This is a genomic window from Ligilactobacillus ubinensis (genome assembly GCF_024160875.1).
Taxonomy (GTDB): Bacteria; Bacillota; Bacilli; order Lactobacillales; family Lactobacillaceae; genus Ligilactobacillus; species Ligilactobacillus ubinensis.
In genome coordinates, this window is sequence record NZ_JAIULA010000002.1 from 143,787 (window position 1) to 167,198 (window position 23,412).

The window sequence follows — 23,412 nt, forward strand, 5'->3', positions numbered from 1 at the left end:
ATTTTAGTTGGGTGCCTTTTTGTTGTGTCATGATATCTAAACTAGATCGATAACAGGATTAGATCAATTAGGATAGCGGCTAGGAATGCAGCCACGCCAACTATTTGCCAAAAGACCACCTTCTTACTTCCGTGCTGAAACATCTTCATTAATTGTTTCATTAAAATTAGGCAGCCAATAATATTCACTATCCTACTAGCAACATCACTTTTAATCCACCAATCACTAAATATGATTAGGACAACTGCTGTTAGCGTCCAAATCCAATTCCGAACTGATTTACTCATTAGTCCTCCTCATCCCAGTACAATTAATCCTTATCTAAGTAAAAGTCTTTCAATTGATAAGTAGTTACTGGTTCAACATAATAGTTGTATTTTGCCACCAAGTCACAGATCTGATCACCATTAATCAATGTGATGATTCTGGTCCCTTCCCGAGATGTCTTAACTGCTTCCCTAGTGAAGTCTGAATTGGTAATAAAGATGCCAAATTCAGCGTTAAATTTGTCCATAGCTCCACGAAACTTATCAATCTCAGGCGCTGATACTTTACCTTGCCAACGCTTTGCCTGAAGTGCTACCCGTGTGGTCCGGTAATCATCAGATCGAACGTAGCCAAAACCATCAATACCACCATCGACCACATATTGGACACCCTTTTCCTCGTCGACATCGATTCCCATTTTGGTGAGTAATCCACGACAAAAGAGTTCAAATTTTTTAGGATTCATTTTCATCAATGCATCTAGCAATTGTCTTCGCCAGGGTTCCTCAATTTTTTCTGACTCGTCCTGTTCGTTAGAAGTCAAATTAATAGCCACTTGTTCAACTTTGTTTTGCATTTTGTGGTGGGGCATTTTGCTTTCAGAAATAGATCTAACATCCCTATCAGCGTCAAAATCATTAATATCTACATTACGACCCTTTTTGGAAAGTTCTAAGTCCCTTCCATTTTCGGTTTCAATGAATCCTGCCAAAATCAGATGCTTAACTGCAAAGTTAAACTTCCACTGAAACGGATGATAAATTTTACCACTCTTCTTTGAAGTACGAGTTGCGTCGATCTCTTTTTCGCTGAATACATCTGAGCTATCACGAAGCTCTTGTAAAACTTGTTTTCTTGTAACTTGACCTCCTAGATTATGCATTGCGATAAGAATTTCTTTCATCGCTTTGTTTTCTGTTTCGATTTGTCGATTTGCCATCCTGCTACCTTCCCTAATAATCTTCTTTTATTAATATTATACGTCGAGTGTCCCACAGTCCTGCAAAATTTCTCCTTTTCAATCAAAATAGACAAAATACAATATTACTTTCCTCTACTCAACCTTCGACCCTAAATCAAACCATTTTTGTGTCCGCTATAAACACCGTCATATCAGCCTTTACTCAAGTTTTCACTACCTTAATCAACTCGGCCTACCAAACTGGACACCCGCATACTCGACTATCGAAATAGGACATTGAACACTCAACCCGCCAACTATAAAATCAAAAAGTGTACTAATCCCAATCATTCAGATTTGTCCGACTAAGCACCGTTACACACTCCACATGTGTCGTCTGTGGGAACTGATCCACAGGCAATATTGGCTGGCTAACATTATAGCCGAGCTCCATGAATTTCTGAATATCGCGTACTAATGTGGCTGGATTGCAGCTGACATAAACAACTCTATCTGGTTGCATCGCACAAGCACTTTCAATCAGACTATTAGTTAAACCTTTGCGGGGTGGATCAACAACAATCACATTCGGCTTAATCCCCTTAGTCTGCCATTTTTCCATCCATTTCTCGGCTTCACCTGTTTTAAAGGTTACATTGCCTAAGCCATTAACTGCTGCATTGCGTTTAGCATCTGTAATAGCTTCAGAAACGATTTCGACACCATATACTCTTTTAGCTTGTTTAGCTAAGTTAAGTGAGATAGTACCAATTCCACAATATGCGTCAATTACTGTTTCATCGCCAGTAAGTTCTGCTCGTTTAAGCGCTTCTGTATAAAGAATTTCGGTTTGTTGCGGATTAATCTGATAAAATGACTGTGCTGAGATTTTAAACGTTAAACCGTTTAATTGATCTTCAATTTCACTAGTTCCTGCAATCACATTTGTATGTGCACCTAAAATAACATTTGTTTTGGCACTATTAACATTTTGTTGCACACTTAAAACGTCGGGACATTCACTTTGAATTTTGGCTGCAATTTCTGTTGCATACTTCAGATGTGCTGTTCTAGTCACGATTACTACCATGACTTGTTTGGAATAATATCCACGCCGCACCAAAATATGCCGAACTACACCTGAATGCTGTACTTCATTGTATGCTCTTATATGAAATTCACGCAAAATATCACGTACACTGCACAAAACTTCGTCAATTCGTTTGTCCTGAATCAAAAAATTGTCCATTGGGATAAAGTCATGACTGTTATGCTTGAAAAAGCCGATTTCAAGCTGTCCATCAATTTTACGAACAGGTACTTGGGCTTTATTGCGATAAGCAAAAGGATGTTCCATACCCCGTGTTTTTTCTACCGCAATTGTCTCTAAATGTGCTTTTTTCAATAAATCCGTTACAATTTTTCTTTTAAAATCTAATTGGGCAGCATATGTCATGTGTTGCAATGGTGCAATCCCTGTTTGCAAATATCTATTGTCTACATCGGTTACACGTTCTGGGCTAAATTTCTGCCATTTTAAAGCTTGAGCATAGCCAAAATGCTTGGTTATTTTAGTCACACGAACATCAACTACTTCGTCTGGTAAAGCACCTTCAATAAAGAGTGGGTAGCCTTCTACTTTAGCGACACCTAAGCCTTGATAACTTAAATCAATGATTGTTACAGTTAATTCTTGTTTTATATATACTGGTAAATCTAATTTTGCCATTTTATTTCCTTCCTCAATGAAAAAGGCTGGGACAAACTTTGTTATCTCAACCTTTTTGCAACATAAGAATAACGCTTCAAAAAAAGCCGTTATTCTTCTTTTACTATCTATTTAACTTTTTTATCCTCATAGGTAGCTTCATCATTAGAAAAATCCGCTACACCTTTGACGAATAATTCACGCGCATCTTTTTCATTTTCTTCTTCACGATAGGTTATAGCATCGATTGGAATCTGATCTGTATTTGCAAAAATTTCAATATGCTGTTTTAAAGCTTTGAATTGCATTGGTGCATCGCCACCATACTCACCATCAACATTAATCATCATTTTTGCATCGCGTGTTTTAGCAATTAACTTAGCCGTCTTAACGTATAAGATACGTTTGTCATTGACGTGCTTGCCGCCATTTAGTACCATCGTTATTAATTGTAAAATTTCAACTATATTACTCGTTTTAACAACAATCAAAGTGAACTTACCATCATCTAATGAAGCATCTGGAACGATCTGTTCAAATCCACCGATTGAATTTGTTAATGCTAAGAAAAACATTGATGCTTGTCCATCATATTCGCCATCATCATATTCAAGGTGCATATTTATCGGCTTGATTCGTGGTAATAACTCCGCACCCTTAGCTAAATAGGCTAAATAACCGAATAATGATTTTAACTGTGATGGCACGCTGTAGGTTAATTCTGACAACAAACCACCGGCAGCAATATTGACAAAATATTGTTCTCCAGCTTTCCCAATATCCATCTTGACCGTTTTACCAGCTGCAATCACTTTTGCTGCTTCAATTGGACTTTCTCGTGGAATTCTTAATGCCCGTGCATAATCGTTTGTCGTACCTGCCGGAATAATCCCTAATTTAGGTCGATGCTTTAATGGAGCAATTCCATTAACCACCTCATTAATTGTGCCATCACCACCAGCAGCAATTATCAAATTAAAGCCCATTTGTGCAGCTCTGTTTGCTTCATTTTGTGCTGAATTAGGTTCCGGTGTGGTTGCAAATGTACTGGTCTCATAACCTGCATTTTCTAAAATATTTAAGATTTCAACCAAATCACTTCGCATCGCCTCACGGCCTGAAGTGGGATTATAAATAATACGACATCGTTTTTGCATAATATTTCCTCTACGCACTAAAAGTTAAATAAAATATTTACTTTCGTACTATCTTTCTTTCAAACTAGCCATTAATAACTTGTTAACAACCTTAGGATTAGCCTTACCACGTGTTTTTTGCATAATCTGTCCGACTAAGAAACCAACAGCACGATCTTTACCGTTTTTAAAGTCTTCAATAGATTGTTCATTATTATCTAGAACTTCATCAATAATCGGTTGTAGTTTAGCAGGATCTGATAATTGCACCATTCCTTTAGATTCAACCCATGCCTTTGGATCTGTATCATTAGCAATAATTTCTTTGAAAACTTTTTTAGCAATCTTAGATGAAATTGTTTCGTCTTGAATTAACTTAATCATCCCAGCTAAGTGTTCTGGTGTTAACGCTGTATCTTCAAGTTCTTGCCTATTAGCGTTCAAATAAGCGTTAACTTCAACCATTAACCAGTTTGCTGCTAATTTAGGATCGGCACCATTAGCTACTGTTGCATTATAGAAATCTGACATTTCAAGTGTTTGGGTTAACACGCCCGCATCATAATCTGACAAGCCCCATTCATTGACATAACGTGCCCGGCGCTTATCTGGCATTTCAGGAATAGAAGCTTTAACATCTTTTATCCAATCATCTGTTATATGAATTGGTGGCAAATCAGGTTCTGGGAAGTAACGATAATCACTTGCCCCTTCTTTAACACGCATTAAAATCGTTTCGCCTGTGTTTTCATCAAAACGTCTCGTTTCTTGTTGCACAGCTCCACCTGACATAACTACACGACGTTGCCTTTTAGCTTCATATTCTAGACCTTTTTTGACATGCTCAAATGAATTTAAATTCTTCATTTCGGTCTTTGTCCCAAATTTATCAGAGCCAATTGGTTTAATTGAAATATTGACATCCGCACGCATGGAACCTTCTTCCATTTTTACATCAGAAACACCAGTAAATTGGATAATTTGACGTAACCGGGTTAAGTAAGCATATGCTTCATCTGGTGAAGCAATATCTGGTTTTGAAACAATTTCAATTAAAGGTGTTCCTTGACGGTTCAAGTCAACATAAGAATATCCATCTGGACTATGTGTATTTTTACCAGCATCTTCTTCCACGTGCATCTCTTCGATACCAATCTTCTTTTTAGAACCATCTTCTAATTGAATTTCAAGCCAACCATTACGCCCAATTGGTGTTTGGGCTTGTGTAATCTGATATGCTTTAGGATTATCTGGATAAAAATAGTTTTTACGATCAAAGTGAATATCTTTAGTTATTTCACAATTCAAAGCTAAAGCAGCACGCATCCCATATTCCAACGCACCTTTATTAACTTCAGGTAGAACACCAGGATAACCCCAATCAATAACATTTGTATTTGTATTTTGTTCCGAGCCATATTGGACTGGTGAAGGTGAAAACGCCTTAGAGTTTGTTTTCATTTCAACGTGGACTTCTAGTCCGATTGTTGTTTCAAAGTTCATTAATCTTTGCCTCCAATCGTAGGAACTGCTTTATGAAAGTCAGTAGCTTGTTCAAAAGCATATCCTGCTTTATATAATGTACTTTCAGCAAATTGTGGTGCAATTAATTGTAAACCAATTGGTAAACCATTTGAAAAACCTGCAGGTAATGACATTCCTGGTAAGCCAGCTAAGTTAACTGGAATTGTTAAAATATCATTCATATACATTGTCACAGGATCATCAATATCTTCACCAATTCCAAAAGCTGTTGTTGGTGCTGTTGGCCCTATGATTAAGTCATAATCTGCAAATACATTGGCAAAGTCTTGACAAATCAATGTTCGCACTTGAGCAGCCTTTTTAAAGAATGCATCATACGTACCAGCAGAAAGTGAGAATGTTCCTAACATAATCCGTCGCTTAACTTCATCACCAAATCCTTCTGAACGTGAACGTACATAGACATCTTCAAGATTCTTGACATCTTGTGCACGATAACCATACCGAATGCCATCAAAGCGTTGCAAGTTAGATGAAGCTTCTGATGAAGCAATAATATAATAAACTGGCACACCATATTTACTATGTGGCAATGAAACTTCTTCTACCGTAGCACCTAAAGACTCAAAAGTTGTAACAGCTTTTTTAATCGCTGCTTTAACATCCTCTGATACCCCTTCACCAAAGTATTCTTTTGGTAAGGCAATCTTCATTCCCTTGACGTTTCCATCTAAACCTTGGGTAAAATCAGGAACCTGTTGCCTTGAACTGGTGAAATCATGCTTATCATAGCCTGAAATAGCATTTAAAACTAATGCGTTATCCTTAACTGTTCTTGTTAAAGGTCCAATCTGATCCAAACTAGAAGCAAATGCAATTAACCCATAGCGTGAAACCCGACCATAAGTTGGCTTAACACCTACAATACCGTTATAAGCTGCTGGTTGTCTAATTGAACCACCTGTATCTGAGCCTAATGCAGCAATAATCTGACCAGATGCTACTGCTGCTGCAGAACCACCTGAAGAGCCACCAGGTACTTTTGTTTGGTTCCAAGCATTTTTTGTAATTTTAAAAGCTGAAGTTTCGGTTGAACCACCCATAGCAAATTCATCCATGTTCATCTTACCAACTGTTATCATGTCAGCTTGATTAAGTTTATCCATCACAGTTGCATTATAGATTGGTGAAAAATTACCCAAAATTTTACTTGCAGCAGTTGTCCGTAAATCTTTTGTGACAATGTTATCTTTAATTCCAATTGGAATTCCTGCTAATAGACTGTCTGTCGGAATACCCTTTTGATCTAGTTCCTGTGCTTTAGCAATAGCCTTTTTTTCATCTAAAGCCAAGAAAGCTTCAATTTTTGAATCTTTTTTTTCTATATTAGTAAATGTTTCTTTTACTAATTCTTCTGCACTAAAATCTTTATTATTCAAACCTGCATGCAAGCTTGTTAAATCATGTTCGAAGTAATCTACCATGCTTAACCTTCCTCGCTTTCGTCGATGATTGCTGGAACTTTAATATAGCCATCTTGACTTTCAGGAACATTCTTCATCAAAAGATCTCTATCCATTCCCTTAGCTGCTACATCTTCACGCATAACATTAACTGCATCTGTAACATGTGTTGTAACAGGTACTCCAGTTGTATCAACTTCACTTAATTGCTGTACCATTTTAATGATTTCATCCATTTGACCTGTAAACATGTCAAGTTGCTTATCAGTAAACTCAAGTTTGGCTAATCCTGCAACGTGCTTAACTTCTTGTGCGTTAATTGCCATCGTTCATCCCTCTTTCTTCTACCTAACAATTATTTTAACATAAATTTATCTTTTTTTTAATAACTGCTAAAAACGTGTGTATAATATGAACTTCCCTTGGCTGTTCTAGCTAAGAAGCTTTGAACAGTGCCATCAGAGCCCTTTATTTCAATATCTATTGGGATTCCAGAAGGAAGATATGTCTTGGCTGCCTTAGCCACATATTGTGTGAAACTTGTAATTTCAGTTTCACTATAGAATTGCGTCGTAATATTAACATGCATTCCTTGCAGTGTACTATCTTTATATTGTACTTGTGCTGTTACACCAGCTAAGTTAGGGAAGAAGTTCTTAATCTTGTTTTCAAATGTTTCAAATGCTGATTCATCATTGTCATTTGGAACAGAATTTGTTGAGGTTGATGGAAAGACATAACTAGCTAAATTCGTATCCGTCCATGACGAAATTGTACTGCCACTTTTAACTTCTGTATAAGCATAGAAAGATCCACCAACTAGACTATCTGCTTCTGCTTGTTGGAACATACAAACAACAATCGGAATATTATTCCCTACTTTTTTGCGTAATCTTGCAACTACTTTAGCCGCAGCAATTTTCCCTTGCTGAATCATTTCTTCTTTGGAAATTGAAGTTGAGTAAGTAGCCCCATACTCTTCTTTTTCATAGTAATCTTTCCTGTTCATACCAATACCTATGGTAATTCCAGACAATTTTAACTTACCACTCGAAGTTTCTTTCATATAGTCTTGTTCTTCAATTTGTTGAACATACATTGGATTACGCGTTGTTTCACCCGTTTTTCCATTGTCTACTGGATTTAGTCCTGATGAATTTGTACTTGATTTTCTTGCTAACCAATTAGTTAATGTCGATTTACTTAAGATTTGGCCTTCTCTAAAAATATAATCATCCGTTGAAAAGAAAGCTTTTGAAATTTTTGTCATACCTGTTTCAAAACTCTTTAAATTTAATAAATTATCTGAGTTTTGTGTCACGCCTAAACCGCGCGACTTGCTTGTTTTATACTTTCCATTAATTATGACACCTGTATAGTCATTGTCATTTGTTTGACCAGTCGTCTGATAACCGCTAGATGAACTGTCAGATGTACTAGTAGTTGTCGATGTTGAACTACTAGAGCCTAAATTACCACAAGCTGCTAATAAGATTGCACTTAATCCTATACTAAGCAGGATACTTATTTTTTTCTTCAATTTAATTTTCTGCCTCCATCTGCTTAATAAATGTCTTTTCATCAATAATTTTAACGCTTAAACTCTGGGCTTTACTTAACTTACTACCTGCATCATGACCGGCAATTAATAAATCTGTTTTCTTAGAAACACTACTCATAACCTCGGCACCATGTTCTTGTAACCATTTTTTCGCCTCTGCGCGCTTTAATTGTTCTAGTGTTCCTGTCAAAACAACCTTAAGACCATTAAAACTGCTGTTTTGTGTTTCTTGAATAATTTCATTAGTTGTCTGACCCAAAAACTTAAAATTAACACCTGCCACACGTAACTCTTCTAATAACACGTGAACTTCTTCGTTAGCAAAATAAGTAACTACACTATCTGCAATTATACTGCCTAGCGAATCAATGCTTTCTATTTGCTCACCTGTTGCATTTTTAAGCGAATCTACTGATTGAAAATGTTCAGCTAGTAGTCGAGCAGCCTTTGTACCCACATGCCGAATTCCTAGCCCAAAAATTAAACGTTCAATAGAATTATGACGGCTATTATCTATTGCTGTCAATAGGTTGGATGCTGATTTTTCCTTAAAGTTATCTAAACTTAATAATTGTTCTAACTTTAACGTGTATAAATCTGCCACATCTGTCACTAAGTTTGCACTATATAAGCGTTCGATTATCTTAGGCCCTAAGCCATTAATGTTCATCGCATTGCGGGTAGCAAAATGCGCTAAGCTTTCTTTTATTAGCGCTGGACACTTTGGATTAATACACCGTAAAGCAACTTCCTCATCTAAATGTACTAAAGTTGAATTACATTCAGGACATTGTGTAGGTATTATGTACACTACTGAATCTGTCGGCCTTTTTTCTAGAACAACTTCTGAAATCTCAGGAATAATATCACCAGCTTTATGTACCTTTATTGTGTCACCAATTCGAACATCTTTTTCTTCTAGATAATCTGGATTATGCAATGAAGCTCGTGCAACCGTCGTTCCAGCGATTTCGACTGGATCCATTACTGCTGTTGGTGTTACTACCCCTGTTCTACCTATAGTCCACTCTATTTTTCGTAGTATTGTTTCTTGTTCATCTGGTGGAAACTTGTATGCAATTGCCCAACGTGGTATTTTCACCGTATTGCCAACTTGCTCATGGATTGAAAATGCATTTGACTTTACAACAATCCCGTCAATCTCATAAGGTAAACTTGTTCTTTTAGCATGATATTCATCTACATATTCATCAATTGCTTGCATATCATGTGCAACCTTAAAATCAGGATTAATCATGAAACCCAGTTTTTGCAATTCTAACAATGCTTCACTTTGCGTTGTTATACCTAATTTTTCTGGTTCCATTAGATAATATATAAAAACACTTAGTTGCCGCTTGGCTGTGATACTAGTATCTAGTTGGCGCAATGAACCTGCAGCAGCATTACGTGGATTAGCAAAAACCGGCTGGCCTTGCTCTTCTCTTTCTTTATTTAATTTAGCAAAGGCCTTTTTGGGCATATAACACTCACCGCGCACCTCGAGTGAAACTGGTCTCGTTAGTTTTAAAGGAATTGCATTAATTGTCTGTAAATTCTTGGTAATATCTTCACCAACAATTCCATTCCCACGTGTCGATCCTTTAATAAAAACACCATCTTCATATGTTAACGAAATTGCTAGTCCATCAATTTTTAACTCACAATTATATTCAAAATCGGCGTTTGTTTGCTCATTTAGATGAACAATAAAATCAGCTAGTTCTTCTTTTGAAAAAACATCTCCCAACGAAAGCATAGGAATTTCGTGTTCAACTTTAGTGAACCCCTCTAAAACTTGACCGCCAACTCGTTGCGTTGGTGAATCTGGTGTTATAAGTTCTGGAAATTGCTTTTCTAGTTCAATTAATCGTTGATACGCAACATCATAAACAGCATCTTCTACAGTTGGTTTATCTAATACATAATAATCATGACTCCAACCAATCAACTGTTTTCTTAGTTTTACCAACTCTTCTTTAGCAGTTGCTTTTTGCATGCAATATCCTCTCCTAAATTTTTTCGATTGGTGCATAAGTTGCCAATAGGCGCTTGATTCCTTGTGCAGGGAACGCTACATCAATTTCTGTTTCCGCAGATGTTCCGTTAACTTTAACTATTGTTCCCGCACCCCAGGTTTTGTGTTTAACCTTATCGCCTATTTTCCATTCCGTAGCCTTCTTAGTTGTACTATCAGTACCATGAGTACTTGAACTTTGTTGACTACTCATCCTTGCTTCAGGTCGTCCAAATTGTTTAAACGTTCTCGCCTTATTTGCAGTTGCACTTGCCTGACGCATTCTTTCTGCAAAACTTAATGGCCGATTCCGATTATTTTCAATACCATTTACATAATTTAGTAAATCATCATCAATCTCTTCGATAAAGCGCGAAACAGGATTACTTTGCCACTTACCATATAGCATTCGTGAAGCTGCATTTGTTAGATATAATTCTTGTTCAGCGCGCGTAATTCCAACATATGCTAAACGTCGTTCTTCTTCTAATTCGTCTTCTTGTGTTGTAGCTCGTGATAGTGGAAAAATACCTTCTTCCATTCCCACCAAGAAAACAACTGGAAATTCCAAACCTTTAGCAGCATGTAGCGTCATCATCGTTACTTCATCAGGTTCTTCTTCAACAGAATCTTGATCTGAAACTAAAGCTAAGTCTCCTAAAAATTCAACGAAAGGATCACTTTGTTCATCTTCTGGTTTCCAATTAGCATCGAACTCTTTGGTTACTGATAAAAATTCATCTAAGTTTTCAAGTCTACTTTCATTTTCAACTGTTTTATTTTCTGTAAACATTTTTCGATATCCAGTTAATTTCAAAATTTCTTCTGTCATATCTGTAATGTTTGCTTTTTGTTCCAATTCATTTAATTGTCGAATTAAGCGAGCAAATTCTGCTAAAGCCTTACTTGCTTTACCCCGAATATCTATAAGCGCAACACTTTCAGCTGCTTCCACTAAAGAAATCTCATGTAACTGTGCAAATTCCTGTAGTTTAGCTAAGCTTGTTGCCCCGATTCCTCGTTTAGGTTCATTTACAACTCTTTCAAAACTTAAAGAATCTTGCGGATTAGTTGCTAAACGTAAGTAAGCGAGGACATCCATTATTTCTTTACGATCATAAAAGCGATGAGCCCCAATTAATTTATACGGAATACTTGATTTCATAAAGGTTTCTTCAAGCGTTCGTGATTGTGCGTTTGTTCGATATAAAACAGCAAAATCACCATAAGCTTGCTCACCATTTTTAATAGCTTCACTGATTGTTTTAACGACAAAGCGTGCTTCACTATTCGCATCATCTGCTCGGTAATAATTTATCTTTTTACCTTGTTTATTTTGCGTCCACAATGTTTTTTCACGGCGATTTTCATTATTATTAATAACCGCATTTGCCGCATCTAAAATTGTTTTAGTTGAACGATAATTTTGCTCTAATTTAATAACCGTAGCATCATGATAATCTTTTTCAAAATCCAAAATATTGCCCATATTTGCTCCACGCCAACCATAAATACTTTGATCTGCATCACCAACTACGCAAATATTGCGGTAGCCTTGCGCTAACATATAGACTAATTGGTATTGTGCTTCATTTGTATCTTGATATTCATCAACGTGGATATAATGAAATTTGTTTTGATAATACCCTAATACTTCAGGAAATTTTTTAAATAGACTAATTGTTTGCATAATTAAATCATCAAAATCCATTGCTTGATTTGCCAGCAACCTTTTTTGATATTCTGTATAAGCATCTGCAACTACTTTTTCAAATGGGCCTGTCGCTTTTGCTGCATATTCTACTGTCGTTAACATATCATTTTTCGCATTAGATATTGTACTTAAAATAGCGCGTGGATCATATTTTTTGGGATCAATATTCAAATCAGCAAGAATGTGCTTCATAAGTGTTCGTTGCTCACTTGTCCCTGTAATTGTAAATGAGCGACTAAAACCTATCTTGTCACCATCTCGTCGTAAAATACGTACACACAGTGAATGAAACGTAGAAACCCAGACTTCTTGTCCACTTGCATCGCCTAGCAATGTATTAATTCTTTCACGCATTTCTTTTGCAGCTTTATTTGTAAAAGTTATTGCCAGCACGTTCCACGGACGTTCACCTAATTCTTCAATAAGATAAGCAACTCTATGGGTTAATACACGCGTTTTTCCACTTCCAGCACCTGCCATAATAAGCAATGGTCCTTTTGTACAAGTTACCGCTTCGGCCTGCTTGTCATTCATTCCATTTAATAAATTTTCTGTCGCCATCTTTATTAATCCTCTCTCAAAAAAATCATCAATGTCTATTATAACAAAAATTATGGCTTGCTTCCGTAAAAATGTTCTGTCTTTTAACTAATTAAATATATTGCCCTTTTATCTTTTTTAAAACTGTCAAAAATCACATTTATTATCCAAAATAAAAATGGTCCAAGAGTTCATTTCTATCCATAACATAAGATTAAGAAAAATTCATTCTTACTATGCTTAGAAAGCTTTTAAACTCTTGTCCCACTTCTAAATAGACATTTAAAATTGATTATCTGCTAAATCATCAGCCAAACCTTGTTCCTTAACAGTGTCATCCCAAATACCTGTCGCCTCTATTTGTTCTTTAGCAGCAACTGCTGTTTGTGCCAAAACTAGAATATGCCCCTCAGGTAATCCTGTCTTCATTGATGCTGGATATCTATAAAAATAATAATGCCAATTATCCTTTAACAACCATTGTGCCCTTAATTCATCTACATCTTGTTTTTTTACAACTACCATCACAGTTGGTTGAATTAATTCAGGTTGCGCTAAGGGCATATGGGCCAAAGCACGCAAATGTTGCTCAAACATCGAAACATTCGTAGCTGTGTTGAATACATAACCCACACTATCTACCGTTGGATTAATTTTTTTAACGTACAGAGCACCTGTTTCTGTTAAGAAAAATGCGATTTGTAAAACTCCAGTATACTTAATGTTAGTTACGATTATCTCAGCTAATCGTTTCACTTCATTAGCTATTTCTGAATCAACAGTAGCTGGAACAATCGTTTCATGTAACTGTCCTTTACGATAAACATTTTCGACTAGTGGAAAATAAGTTGCCTCTCCTTGTGCATCACGAGTTACAACTACAGAAAGTTCCTTTTCATACGGAATCATCGATTCTAAAATATAAGTACCCATATCAATAATACTCTCACATTTAGCAATATCTGTTTGCTTACGAATAACTTGTTCTCGTTTAAAACCCTTTTGAATAGACTTCAAAATACATGGGTATCCTATTGAAGTCACAGCCTGATAAACGTCATCTAAGTTAACAATCGTTGCATATGGTGCGATGTTTATATTATTTTGCTCTAAAAAAGTTCTCTCTAGTAACCTGTCTTGTGCAATTTCCAAAGTATCGTTTCCTTGTGGAATTTTTGTGAATTTTTTTAAAAAGCTAATAATATTTGCATCCACTTGCTCTGACTCATACGTAACAATATCGCAACGTTCGGCAAAGCTTTGTAATTTATCTTTATCACTCATTTTCCCAACAATTTTTACATCAGCCGCAGCCAAAGTCGGACTTTCTTCATTAACGCCATATGCAATTACTTTAAAGCCTAGATTATGTGCGGCATGACTCAACATATAACCATTAGGACTCTCACCAATTATTCCAATTGTACTACCTGGAAATAACACATCATTATCCATCATCTAAAACTCACTTTCATTTTTTAGAATTTAAATTTGATAAAGTTTTTAGTTAAACGTTTTTCTCATCTAACTTCAACAATTAATAATTACTCAACCTCTAGATAATTTTCACTGACTATAATAACACATTCGTAGAATGAAAATCGTAGTAGTCTCAATAAATGCTATATTTCTTAACATAAAATTCAAAAACCTAAACAAATATTAGTTATCATACCGGTTCAAATCATATTCATCAATAAGCTCAATTAACTTCTGTGCATAATTTGGATCTGTTGCATATCCTTTTTTTTGCAAAGAAAGTGCCGCCTGCTTATAGTTTGTAGCATTAATAACATCCTGATAATGATTGGCATCCCATTTTGTTCCATTTACAAATAAAAGTGTATGTGCTTGAATCGATTCTTGCCAATTAGAATAAATTGCAAAATATGCCTTTACAACAATCCATTGACCATTACTATACTCTTTAGTTGTCATTAAAGTGCCTGTCGTTGCATCAGCTTTAACACCAAATAGATTATTATATTTAGTTGCCAAATCACTAGTTCCCCAATTCGATTCAAGCGCGGCTTGTGCAATTGTAATACTTGCAAAAACATGATATTGCTTTTGTTCAGTTTGCGCTATTGGGGCTACTTTTTTTATAAAGGCTTCTTTTTGAGTTACAATTGCTGAATTACTTTGCGCTTGAGTATTCCATTTTAAAACCTGACAAAATACCAACCCCACCATAACTAAAACTAATAGCACATTGACCCACTGAATTTTTCCGCGTTTCACAAAAAAGCCTCGTGTTCTACTTGAACTCCTCCGCCTTTTTCTTGCCATCAGTTTCATCCCCTATACAAATTACTTCTTCATCTTCTTCAATAATGGTATCGCTATAACTGGAGCCATTATTCCCGCCAAAATTGCCTCAGGAATTCCATTTGTGCCAATTACTCCCAATAAATATGGCAGTAAATCATGTACATTAAGTGAATACATTTTTTCTGATTGATTTCGATAAAATAAATAAATCTGTCCCAAAACAAGCAACGTATTAGTTAATGAACCTAAAACTGCAGCTATACTCATTGACACAAACTGACTTTTTAATTTTGAACGTAAAAAATAATACGTATATCCAGCAATCACGCCAATTAAAATACGCGGTAAAATAGCAATTAATGGATTGACAAATACAATTGTTGCTAGTGGGCTTGTCGGCCAAATAAAGGCCCTAATAAAAGTTACTAACCCCCAAAAACCACCAACAATTGCGCCATACCAAGGCCCCAAAATCAATGCAACAATAACCACTGTTATATGAATGATCGTTAAATCTAAAGGTCCAATTGGAATATAACCTAAAAATGGGATAATATTTTGAACTAAAATAATTGCACAAAATATAGCAACAAGTACCTGTTTAAAAAGTTTTTGACGATTGTGCATCAAAATAATTCCTCCTAATATAACTGCATAAATATAAATTAAATAAAAGAATTTCTTTAATTGCTAAGCTTTATCTAGCAATTATGTCGTTAATTAGCTAATTATAGCACATTCATACAAAAACCTTCTTATGATTTTTTATATTAAAACAAGAAATTAAGTGTTATAATAGCCTCACTAATTATATATAAAGGAATAATAATTGTCCATGAATATTAAAAGTTTGGAATACTACCATAAACTAATTGAAGAGAAGAACTTTTCAAAAGTAGCAACATATTTTGGCGTCAGTCAGCCAACAATCACATTAGCGATAAAACGTTTAGAAGATGAATACCATACTACCTTTTTTATTCGTGATCGCTCACATAAAGAACTATTAATAACCGCTATGGGTTATCAGTTTGATAAACATATTGTCCAAATTTTAGATGAATTAGCTATCATTAAAGAAGAAATCAAACATAGTAGCGATGACAAAATTCTTTTTGGTCTTCCTCCTATTATCGGTGCTTACTATTTTCCCCGTTACACACCCGCACTATTGAAAAACAATCTCATTGAACAATTAGAAACCATTGAAGTTGGCTCTAAAGATATGCTTTCACTATTGTTGCGAGGCAACATAGATCTTTCTTTACTTGGTTCCACTGCACCTATAAATCATCCTAAACTAAATATCGTTAAACTAGCACAAGATCCCTTTAACATAATTGTCAGTAAAGAGCATCCTTTGGCACAACGAAAAAAAGTTGCTTTTACTGAACTTAAAGAAGAACGCTTCATTGCATGTACGCAGGGCTTTATTCATACTGCCGCTTTCTCTCAATTATCTCGCCAGGCACATTTACGTCCTAAAATAATTTATCAAACAAACGATATCCATATCATCAAAGCAATGGTTGCTCAAAATGCTGGCATTGGTTTTTTAACTAGCCTTGCACTATCCCCTTCAGATAATATCGTTGCTCTAGATATCGATGCTCCTGATCAACCAATGTTTATCACTTCACTTGCTTATCGTTCAACACACCTATTAACCCCAAAGCAACAGCAAGTATACGACTTACTTAATAATCCATTTAAAGAGTAAATTTTAAGGCTTTTGACTAGCAAAATCTAAAAAAATTATTTTAATTAAGATGTCACTTTATAGCTTTCTAAGACCATTTCCTAATTCTTAGTGCTATATTTGATATCTTTTTTATTTTCTCGCTTTTTCATACATCTAATTTCTGTTATTTAACATAGTTATTTTCAGAATAGAAACTAACCCTCATAGTTACTCGCATATCTTTTGATAAATAAAGCATCCAACATTATCTAACGAGCATTAATGTTGCAAACTGAATAATTATTGGTTTAGATTATCTAATTTTACAAAACTAGACATAACTAGCTACTCTTTAGTGCATATTTTTGTACCAAATATTTGAAGAAAAAGTTTATATCTTTTATCTCAGACTCTGCAATGCTCAGATATCAGTTTCTATATTTTATGTATTTTAACGTATTATGTATAAGTTTATTCAACTATATTATTGCGTATTAGTGCTTAAAAAAGTTAACAGCAAACGTATATGTATAAGCATAAGCAACTTGCTTCATTAGTTATTAAAAGCAAAACAAACTATATTATTTATGAATATTTTCAAAATATTCATATAAAATTTTATAATTACAATTAATTAAAAAAATCGTAAGTTACTTCTCCTCTTAAGTAACTCACGATTAAATATGCTTTTGTTAATCAGAAATTGTATCTTCTCGACTTTCTTCACTAATTATTTCAATAGTTTGACGTAAGACACGTTGAAAAATAGCTAAATCTGTCGCCGCAATTTCGCTTTCCAAACGTTCTTGTGTCCGTGTCCAAAAGTCTTCATCAGAATTGATTAATTCCGAATATCTGCTTGTAACCGTTAGATGCGTTACTCGACGATCTACATCGTCAATTCTCTTTTCGATCAATTTTAAATTGACCAACTTTTTAATGTGATAATTAGTATTCGGAGTTGATTGACCCAACAATTTTGAAATAGTTCCAATTGTTGGTTCTTTCAGCTGATATATAGCCTCCAAATAATACACATCAATAGCACCAAGCTTTTCAAGTTCCTTAAAACTTTTTTGGTGTTCTCGTAAACGCAACACTTGCGTTAAATTAATCATTGATTTTTGTAATGAACTCACCATTACGCCTCCTAAAAAATTATTACACCAATAAATTAGAAACGACATCCTTGTATAAAAGCTGCAGCTAGCACCCAAATACAACAAACCCTCTTTTCCATCAGTAACAACATTTTACAATAATTTTATTTATAACATAAAATGATATGCACTTTTTAGGTTAAGATTTAGTAAAACTTAATATTTTTAAGAATATTAGTTTATTAAAAGAAAATATTTTATTCACCTAAATTAGCTAAAAAATTACTTAATTCTTCGGGTTTCATTTGATAGTTACTACTGATCCACTTAAATAATAAGGTTAAAAATGCACCCGCCATCATTTCTGCTACTAATGGTGGGTATTGTGAATTTTTCAATTCACGTGCAAGCCAAGGGGTACTTTCCAATTTACCATTTTTTGCACCTGTCAAAAGATGTTTGCTCAAGATATCAATCATTTGATAGAATAAAAAATTGCTATCGTTATTAATAGAAACGTTTCTAAATAATTGCTTTTCTCTATTAATCATTGCTATCGTTGAACCGATGATATCTTCTTCATCGACATGCGCAACTAGGAAAATATCAAATGCATAACGCAACAAGTCGTACTTATCTTGGAAATAGCGATAAAAGGTACTACGATGTACACCAGCTTGCTGGCATATCTGTTCTACAGTTATTTTTTCTAAAGGTTCATGTCGTAATAGCTCTTGAAAACTATTAGCTAAAGAATTTTTTCGCTTTTCTTGCTGTTGACTCACTGTGTAGCACTCCTTCTCCTCTTTATACTTACCCTTAAGATTTTATCATAAAATAAGCGCATAATACCATAAAAAAACCGATAAAATCAAACATTATAACGATTTCACAGCATTTTAGCACCATTTTTCTAATAATTCCTCTATACATTTTGCTATTTTTCCTATATTACATAAAATCGGTTAAAAAAGTTTAAGTTTTATAACTGATGCTTTTTAATATATTCATTTTGGCTTTTTCATATGCCATCACATTTATTACACGTGCATTTATCTTGACTAATTGGTAGACAATTACATGGTAGTACTTCTGGTGCATTTTTTTTCTTTTCTAGCAATAACTTTTCTAGTCTCTCAATATCAGTAATAGTTAGCGGTACATTTTTTATCAAGTGCGCTAATGTCATACCTGCATGTTTTTGACATATTTTATCAAAATTAGTCATCAACTGAGTATCAATTGTTTCTTGTTCTTGAACTGTTGGCAAATAAATATATGCCTTCTGATCTTTTATTGTTCTAATATACCTTTTTGAAACTAGTCTTGTAATAAAAGTTTTTGTTGTTGCTTCTTTCCATCCTAACTTAGCTTCAAGAATTGTAATAATTTGCCTACTTGTCGCTTTATTCAATGTCCATAAAATACGCATTATTTCCCATTCAGAATTACTAATTTCAATTTTTTCGTTCATGTTAAATCATTTCCTTTATAATTCCTAATCACATAACTAAGAATATCATTCTTGTAGATTATCTTACTAGGAAATATGTTTTTTTTAAAGTTAAACATATTATTCATGCTTTTTAATGTTATTCTCAATATATACTAATTTTTTTATTGCAAATTTAAGTTTTGGTGTAATAATATAAAGAAGTACTTAATTTGAATGGAGGTTTTTTTATGCGCAAACTTGCTGTTATTGGTTTAGGTCATGTTGGTGCTACCGTTGCTTATACTCTAGTTACTAAAGGCTTGGTTGATGAACTTGTTTTAATAGATACAAATGAAGACAAAGTTACAGCTGAACAATATGACATCTTAGACATGTTAGCACGTTTAGACACCTATACTACTGTGAAGGTCCAAGATTATTCAACACTTAAAGATGCTGACATTATCATCACAACATTTGGCAATATCAAAGTTTTGTCTGAAGGCGGTAATCGTTTTGGCGAATTTGATCATAACACCGAACAGGTAAAATCAGTTGGAGCGAAAATCAAAGAAAGTGGCTTTAATGGTGTTATCATAAATGTCACTAATCCCTGTGACGTCATTGCTACATTATTACAACGTTATACTGGATTACCTAAAAATCAAGTCTTTGGTACGGGTACATTTCTTGATACAGCCAGGATGCAACGTGCCGTTGGTCAGGCTTTAAAAGAAGATCCAAAGAACGTTTCTGGTTATGTCCTGGGTGAGCATGGTGAATCCCAATTTTCTGCTTGGTCAACTGTTCGTGTGAAAGATCATCCAATTTCAGAAATTGCTAAACTGCATAATCTTGATTTAGATGTCCTAGATGAACAAGCACGTCGCGGTGGGTGGTTAGTCTTTCATGGTAAACACTATACCAGTTTTGCAATTACAACATGTGCTATAAAACTTGCTTTAGCCGTGCTATCCGATGCTCATCTTGCCTGTCCTGCTTCTGTTTACATCGAAAAATTCGGCTGTTATGTCGGATATCCTGCTGTCATTGGATCTAATGGTGTCGAAGAAGTAAATAATATCTCGTTAACGGATGCTGAAAAAATTAAACTCGAAAAATCAGCTAATTTTATTGCTGAAAAAGTTGCTTCTGTAAAATAAATACTAATTAAAAATAACTTAAAGAACATATATTTTCAAACTCAAAAATCCACAAAAGCCACAGATTAGTGTATTCCTCTATTTTTAGGAATAACTTTAAAACTAATCAATGGCTTTTTTATTTTTAATAGTATCTATTATAAAAACTCAGTTGGGCGGGTGGCTCTTTGCCCAAAATGATATGCAATCGCATCTAAAATTCTTTGGGCAGCATTACCATCTCCGTATGGGTTCTTAGCTTCTGCCATCCTTTTATATTCAACTTCATCATCTAAAAGACGTAGCATCTCCTTTTTTACTAATTGCGGATCTGTTCCAACTAGTTTCAATGTCCCAGCAGCTACACCTTCTGGACGTTCTGTTGTATCACGCAATACTAACACTGGCTTACCAAGCGAAGGTGCTTCTTCTTGGACACCACCTGAATCCGTCATGATAAGATAGCTCTTTGCAGCCAAATTATGAAAATCTAATACATCCAACGGTTTAATAAGATGAATCCGCGATGTATGGCCTAAAACGGCTTGAGCAACTTCTTGGACGGCTGGACTTAAATGTACTGGATAAACAACTTCAATATCTGGATGGCTATTAACGACTTCCTTAAGCACTTTAAAGACACGACGCATTGGCTCACCTTGGTTCTCACGTCGATGCATTGTTACTAGAATCATTTTATGTGTTGCATCTAATTTTTGTAAAATTTCATGTTGATAATCAGCTGCTACCGTTTGTTTTAAAGCATCAATTGCTGTATTACCTGTTACAAAAATGTTATTTTCAGCGTGATTTTCCTTAAGTAAGTTTTCTTTACTTTGAATTGTTGGAGCAAAATATAAATCGCTTAATACATCTGTCATTTGTCTATTCATTTCTTCTGGAAATGGAGAATACTTATTCCAAGTTCGCAATCCCGCTTCGACATGGCCTATTGCTATTTGGTTATAAAATGCAGCCACACTAGCAGCAAAAGTTGTTGATGTATCTCCATGAACTAATACGATATCTGGTTTAGCATTTTTTAATATACTATCAAGATTCTTCAAAACATTAGCTGTTATATCTGTCAGAGTTTGTTGAGCATGCATAATATTTAAGTCATAATCAGGCTTTATTTTAAATATCTCCAATACCTGATCTAACATCTCTCTGTGTTGTGCCGTGACTGTCGTCATAATTTCAAAGCGCTCATCATTTTGCAAAGCCAGCACTAATGGTGCCATCTTAATTGCTTCTGGTCGCGTTCCAAAAACCGGCATTACTTTTATCTTTCTCACACCAAGACCTCCAAACAAATTCTTATCTCTTATTATAACATGGAGTTTAACTTTTTTAACCAGTTCAATAATTAATAGTCTTGCTATACGGAATATGCTATATTATGTATATCTATAACCAAAGGAGTCCTGTCATGTTAATCCAAGATTTCAAAAAGAAATTGCAAAAATATGCTGAATTGATTGTCAAAGTAGGCGTTAATGTTCAAAAAGATCAAGCTGTAGTTCTTTATATTTCAATCACTCAACATGAGCTTGCACATCTAATTATTTCTGAAGCATATAAAGCCGGTGCCAGTGAGGTAATTGTTGAATGGCGCGATACTTTCAATGATCAACAATTTTTAACCTACGCCTCCGAAAAAAGACTAGAGAGCATTCCAGATTACATTACTACTAAAGCTGAATACATTGTTTCAAAAAAAGCTGCCCGTATTTCTGTTTTATCTGAGGATCCAAATGCATATGCAAACATTGATCAAACAAGAATTGCTAAAAATCAAGCTGCAACAGGAAAAGCCTTACTTCCTGTGCGTAAAGCCACCCAAAATAATGAACTTAGTTGGACAGTCGTAGGCGCTGCAGATATTCAATGGGCCAAAAAAGTATTTCCTTTTCTAGATGAAAAAGATGCTGTTGCGCGTTTATGGGAAGAAATATTCAAGACTTGTCGTATTGATAGTAAAGATCCTATTGCAGCATGGCATGAACATGACAAAAACTTACGTACCAAAGCCGATTGGTTAAATCATGAGCAATTTGATTCCTTGCATTATTACTCGCCCCAGACAGATTTCAAAGTTGGACTTCCTGAAAATCACATTTGGGAAGCAGCCGGCAGCTTTAATTCCGATAATGTTGAATTCATGGCTAATATGCCAACTGAAGAAGTCTTCACTGCACCAGATTGTCACCGGATTGATGGCTATATTGTTTCAACCAAGCCTTTAAGCTATGCTGGCAATATTTTAGAAGATATGAAGTTTACTTTTAAAAATGGTCAAGTGGTCACAGCAACCGCCAAAAAAGGACAAGCAGTTCTAGATAATCTTCTAAAATTACCTGGTGCTAAATCTCTTGGCGAGGTTTCTCTTGTGCCTGATCCATCTCCAATTTCACAATCTGGGATTACCTTTTTTAATACGCTATTCGATGAAAATGCAAGTGACCACTTAGCTTTAGGATCATCCTACCCAACTAATATCCAAAATGGAACTACTATGACTGATAATGAACTACTTAATCATGGCATGAATGTTTCAGAAACCCACGTTGATTTTATGGTTGGCTCTTCTTCTATGAACATTGATGGAATTAAGAAAGATGGTTCTGTTAAAGCAATTTTTAGAAATGGCGATTGGGCTTAGCTTTTTAATTAATTTTTATTGACATAGTGCCTATTACTTTCTATACTTGTTAAGTATGGTGAGTTTTGTGCTTGTAGCTCAGCAGGATAGAGCAACCGCCTCCTAAGCGGTAGGTCATCGGTTCAATTCCGATCAAGCACACTAAGTTAGTATCAAAAATGAAAGTATGCTAACTTCTAATAGTTAGTTGTCTTTTTAACACATATTCTGTACCAATATTCAGAGCTAAAAAGGAGCTTGGGTCTCATGACTGATATGCTCCCCCTATATAGGACACTGAAATATAAAGTGACTTATATAGGGGGATTTTTGTATGTCTAGAAGAA

General features: G+C 35.0%; 20 protein-coding genes and 1 tRNA gene. 4 read left to right on the forward strand and 17 right to left on the reverse strand.

The features are described from left to right. Window positions 1–41: 41 nt before the first annotated feature. The 13 genes from LB941_RS01870 to LB941_RS01930 form a co-directional block, all read right to left on the reverse strand. Window positions 42–287, reverse strand: a complete 246-nt coding sequence (locus LB941_RS01870; RefSeq protein WP_253359029.1) for a hypothetical protein — start codon at window positions 285–287, stop codon at window positions 42–44. A 23-nt stretch (window positions 288–310) separates the two neighbouring features. Continuing rightward, a complete protein-coding gene (locus LB941_RS01875; protein ID WP_253359030.1) occupies window positions 311–1,207 on the reverse strand; it encodes a restriction endonuclease in 897 nt (298 codons plus the stop codon). A 298-nt stretch (window positions 1,208–1,505) separates the two neighbouring features. Further along, complete coding sequence (gene rlmD / locus LB941_RS01880; RefSeq protein ID WP_253359031.1) at window positions 1,506–2,897, reverse strand: 23S rRNA (uracil(1939)-C(5))-methyltransferase RlmD; 1,392 nt, start codon at window positions 2,895–2,897, stop codon at window positions 1,506–1,508. A gap of 107 nt (window positions 2,898–3,004) precedes the next feature. Continuing rightward, window positions 3,005–4,033 (reverse strand): diacylglycerol kinase, encoded by a 1,029-nt coding sequence (locus tag LB941_RS01885; RefSeq protein ID WP_253359032.1) that lies wholly within the window; start codon window positions 4,031–4,033, stop codon window positions 3,005–3,007. 48 nt (window positions 4,034–4,081) lie between these two features. Beyond that, complete coding sequence (gene gatB, locus LB941_RS01890; RefSeq protein WP_253359033.1) at window positions 4,082–5,515, reverse strand: Asp-tRNA(Asn)/Glu-tRNA(Gln) amidotransferase subunit GatB; 1,434 nt, start codon at window positions 5,513–5,515, stop codon at window positions 4,082–4,084. After that, the gene (gatA, locus tag LB941_RS01895; protein WP_253359034.1) at window positions 5,515–6,981 is read right to left on the reverse strand and encodes an Asp-tRNA(Asn)/Glu-tRNA(Gln) amidotransferase subunit GatA; all 1,467 of its coding nucleotides are present in this window, start codon (window positions 6,979–6,981) and stop codon (window positions 5,515–5,517) included. The genes gatB and gatA overlap by 1 nt, the downstream gene beginning before the upstream one ends. A gap of 2 nt (window positions 6,982–6,983) precedes the next feature. After that, the gene (gatC, locus tag LB941_RS01900; RefSeq protein ID WP_253359035.1) at window positions 6,984–7,286 is read right to left on the reverse strand and encodes an Asp-tRNA(Asn)/Glu-tRNA(Gln) amidotransferase subunit GatC; all 303 of its coding nucleotides are present in this window, start codon (window positions 7,284–7,286) and stop codon (window positions 6,984–6,986) included. Window positions 7,287–7,342: 56 nt separating this feature from the next. Next, window positions 7,343–8,500 (reverse strand): CamS family sex pheromone protein, encoded by a 1,158-nt coding sequence (locus LB941_RS01905; protein ID WP_253359037.1) that lies wholly within the window; start codon window positions 8,498–8,500, stop codon window positions 7,343–7,345. A 1-nt stretch (window position 8,501) separates the two neighbouring features. After that, window positions 8,502–10,520: an NAD-dependent DNA ligase LigA gene (gene ligA / locus LB941_RS01910; RefSeq protein WP_253359039.1), complete on the reverse strand. Its 2,019-nt coding sequence runs from the start codon at window positions 10,518–10,520 to the stop codon at window positions 8,502–8,504. 13 nt (window positions 10,521–10,533) lie between these two features. Next, window positions 10,534–12,813, reverse strand: coding sequence for a DNA helicase PcrA (pcrA, locus tag LB941_RS01915; RefSeq protein ID WP_253359041.1), 2,280 nt, complete (start codon window positions 12,811–12,813; stop codon window positions 10,534–10,536). Window positions 12,814–13,074: 261 nt separating this feature from the next. Further along, entirely contained in the window at window positions 13,075–14,247 is a 1,173-nt protein-coding gene (locus LB941_RS01920) for a 5-(carboxyamino)imidazole ribonucleotide synthase (RefSeq protein WP_253359064.1), read from the reverse strand. Between the two features lie 207 nt (window positions 14,248–14,454). Then, window positions 14,455–15,081, reverse strand: a complete 627-nt coding sequence (locus LB941_RS01925) for a glycoside hydrolase family 73 protein (RefSeq protein WP_253359043.1) — start codon at window positions 15,079–15,081, stop codon at window positions 14,455–14,457. A gap of 21 nt (window positions 15,082–15,102) precedes the next feature. Beyond that, complete coding sequence (locus LB941_RS01930) at window positions 15,103–15,690, reverse strand: ECF transporter S component (RefSeq protein ID WP_253359045.1); 588 nt, start codon at window positions 15,688–15,690, stop codon at window positions 15,103–15,105. A 208-nt stretch (window positions 15,691–15,898) separates the two neighbouring features. Here LB941_RS01930 and LB941_RS01935 point away from each other — a divergent pair, with 208 nt between their 5' ends. After that, window positions 15,899–16,783, forward strand: a complete 885-nt coding sequence (locus LB941_RS01935) for a LysR family transcriptional regulator (RefSeq protein ID WP_253359048.1) — start codon at window positions 15,899–15,901, stop codon at window positions 16,781–16,783. Between the two features lie 653 nt (window positions 16,784–17,436). Here the strand turns inward: LB941_RS01935 and LB941_RS01940 are convergent. The 3 genes from LB941_RS01940 to LB941_RS01950 form a co-directional block, all read right to left on the reverse strand. Then, complete coding sequence (locus LB941_RS01940) at window positions 17,437–17,886, reverse strand: MarR family winged helix-turn-helix transcriptional regulator (protein WP_253359050.1); 450 nt, start codon at window positions 17,884–17,886, stop codon at window positions 17,437–17,439. Window positions 17,887–18,101: 215 nt separating this feature from the next. Next, a complete protein-coding gene (locus LB941_RS01945; protein ID WP_253359052.1) occupies window positions 18,102–18,629 on the reverse strand; it encodes a TetR family transcriptional regulator in 528 nt (175 codons plus the stop codon). A 236-nt stretch (window positions 18,630–18,865) separates the two neighbouring features. Continuing rightward, window positions 18,866–19,318: a CopY/TcrY family copper transport repressor gene (locus tag LB941_RS01950; RefSeq protein WP_253359055.1), complete on the reverse strand. Its 453-nt coding sequence runs from the start codon at window positions 19,316–19,318 to the stop codon at window positions 18,866–18,868. A gap of 209 nt (window positions 19,319–19,527) precedes the next feature. Between LB941_RS01950 and LB941_RS01955 the strand changes: the two genes are divergently transcribed. Further along, the gene (locus tag LB941_RS01955) at window positions 19,528–20,442 is read left to right on the forward strand and encodes an L-lactate dehydrogenase (RefSeq protein WP_253359057.1); all 915 of its coding nucleotides are present in this window, start codon (window positions 19,528–19,530) and stop codon (window positions 20,440–20,442) included. A 137-nt stretch (window positions 20,443–20,579) separates the two neighbouring features. On the opposite strand, the gene wecB is transcribed toward LB941_RS01955, so the two are convergent. Beyond that, window positions 20,580–21,719 carry a non-hydrolyzing UDP-N-acetylglucosamine 2-epimerase gene (gene wecB / locus LB941_RS01960; RefSeq protein ID WP_275979978.1) on the reverse strand — a complete coding sequence of 380 codons (1,140 nt, stop codon included), beginning with the start codon at window positions 21,717–21,719 and terminating at the stop codon, window positions 20,580–20,582. Window positions 21,720–21,853: 134 nt separating this feature from the next. Between wecB and LB941_RS01965 the strand changes: the two genes are divergently transcribed. Continuing rightward, entirely contained in the window at window positions 21,854–23,086 is a 1,233-nt protein-coding gene (locus tag LB941_RS01965) for an aminopeptidase (RefSeq protein ID WP_253359059.1), read from the forward strand. 67 nt (window positions 23,087–23,153) lie between these two features. Beyond that, a tRNA-Arg gene (locus LB941_RS01970) sits at window positions 23,154–23,227 on the forward strand. The last annotated feature ends 185 nt before the right edge of the window (window positions 23,228–23,412 follow it).

Bases quoted from the DNA above. Each gene is read 5' to 3' on its own strand.
- LB941_RS01870 (WP_253359029.1), bottom strand. From the start codon at position 287: ATGAGTAAATCAGTTCGGAATTGGATTTGGACGCTAACAGCAGTTGTC.
- LB941_RS01875 (WP_253359030.1), bottom strand. From the start codon at position 1,207: ATGGCAAATCGACAAATCGAAACAGAAAACAAAGCGATGAAAGAAATT.
- rlmD (WP_253359031.1), bottom strand. From the start codon at position 2,897: ATGGCAAAATTAGATTTACCAGTATATATAAAACAAGAATTAACTGTA.
- LB941_RS01885 (WP_253359032.1), bottom strand. From the start codon at position 4,033: ATGCAAAAACGATGTCGTATTATTTATAATCCCACTTCAGGCCGTGAG.
- gatB (WP_253359033.1), bottom strand. From the start codon at position 5,515: ATGAACTTTGAAACAACAATCGGACTAGAAGTCCACGTTGAAATGAAA.
- gatA (WP_253359034.1), bottom strand. From the start codon at position 6,981: ATGGTAGATTACTTCGAACATGATTTAACAAGCTTGCATGCAGGTTTG.
- gatC (WP_253359035.1), bottom strand. From the start codon at position 7,286: ATGGCAATTAACGCACAAGAAGTTAAGCACGTTGCAGGATTAGCCAAA.
- ligA (WP_253359039.1), bottom strand. From the start codon at position 10,520: ATGCAAAAAGCAACTGCTAAAGAAGAGTTGGTAAAACTAAGAAAACAG.
- pcrA (WP_253359041.1), bottom strand. From the start codon at position 12,813: ATGGCGACAGAAAATTTATTAAATGGAATGAATGACAAGCAGGCCGAA.
- LB941_RS01920 (WP_253359064.1), bottom strand. From the start codon at position 14,247: ATGGATAATGATGTGTTATTTCCAGGTAGTACAATTGGAATAATTGGT.
- LB941_RS01925 (WP_253359043.1), bottom strand. From the start codon at position 15,081: ATGGCAAGAAAAAGGCGGAGGAGTTCAAGTAGAACACGAGGCTTTTTT.
- LB941_RS01930 (WP_253359045.1), bottom strand. From the start codon at position 15,690: ATGCACAATCGTCAAAAACTTTTTAAACAGGTACTTGTTGCTATATTT.
- LB941_RS01935 (WP_253359048.1), top strand. From the start codon at position 15,899: ATGAATATTAAAAGTTTGGAATACTACCATAAACTAATTGAAGAGAAG.
- LB941_RS01940 (WP_253359050.1), bottom strand. From the start codon at position 17,886: ATGGTGAGTTCATTACAAAAATCAATGATTAATTTAACGCAAGTGTTG.
- LB941_RS01950 (WP_253359055.1), bottom strand. From the start codon at position 19,318: ATGAACGAAAAAATTGAAATTAGTAATTCTGAATGGGAAATAATGCGT.
- LB941_RS01955 (WP_253359057.1), top strand. From the start codon at position 19,528: ATGCGCAAACTTGCTGTTATTGGTTTAGGTCATGTTGGTGCTACCGTT.
- LB941_RS01965 (WP_253359059.1), top strand. From the start codon at position 21,854: ATGTTAATCCAAGATTTCAAAAAGAAATTGCAAAAATATGCTGAATTG.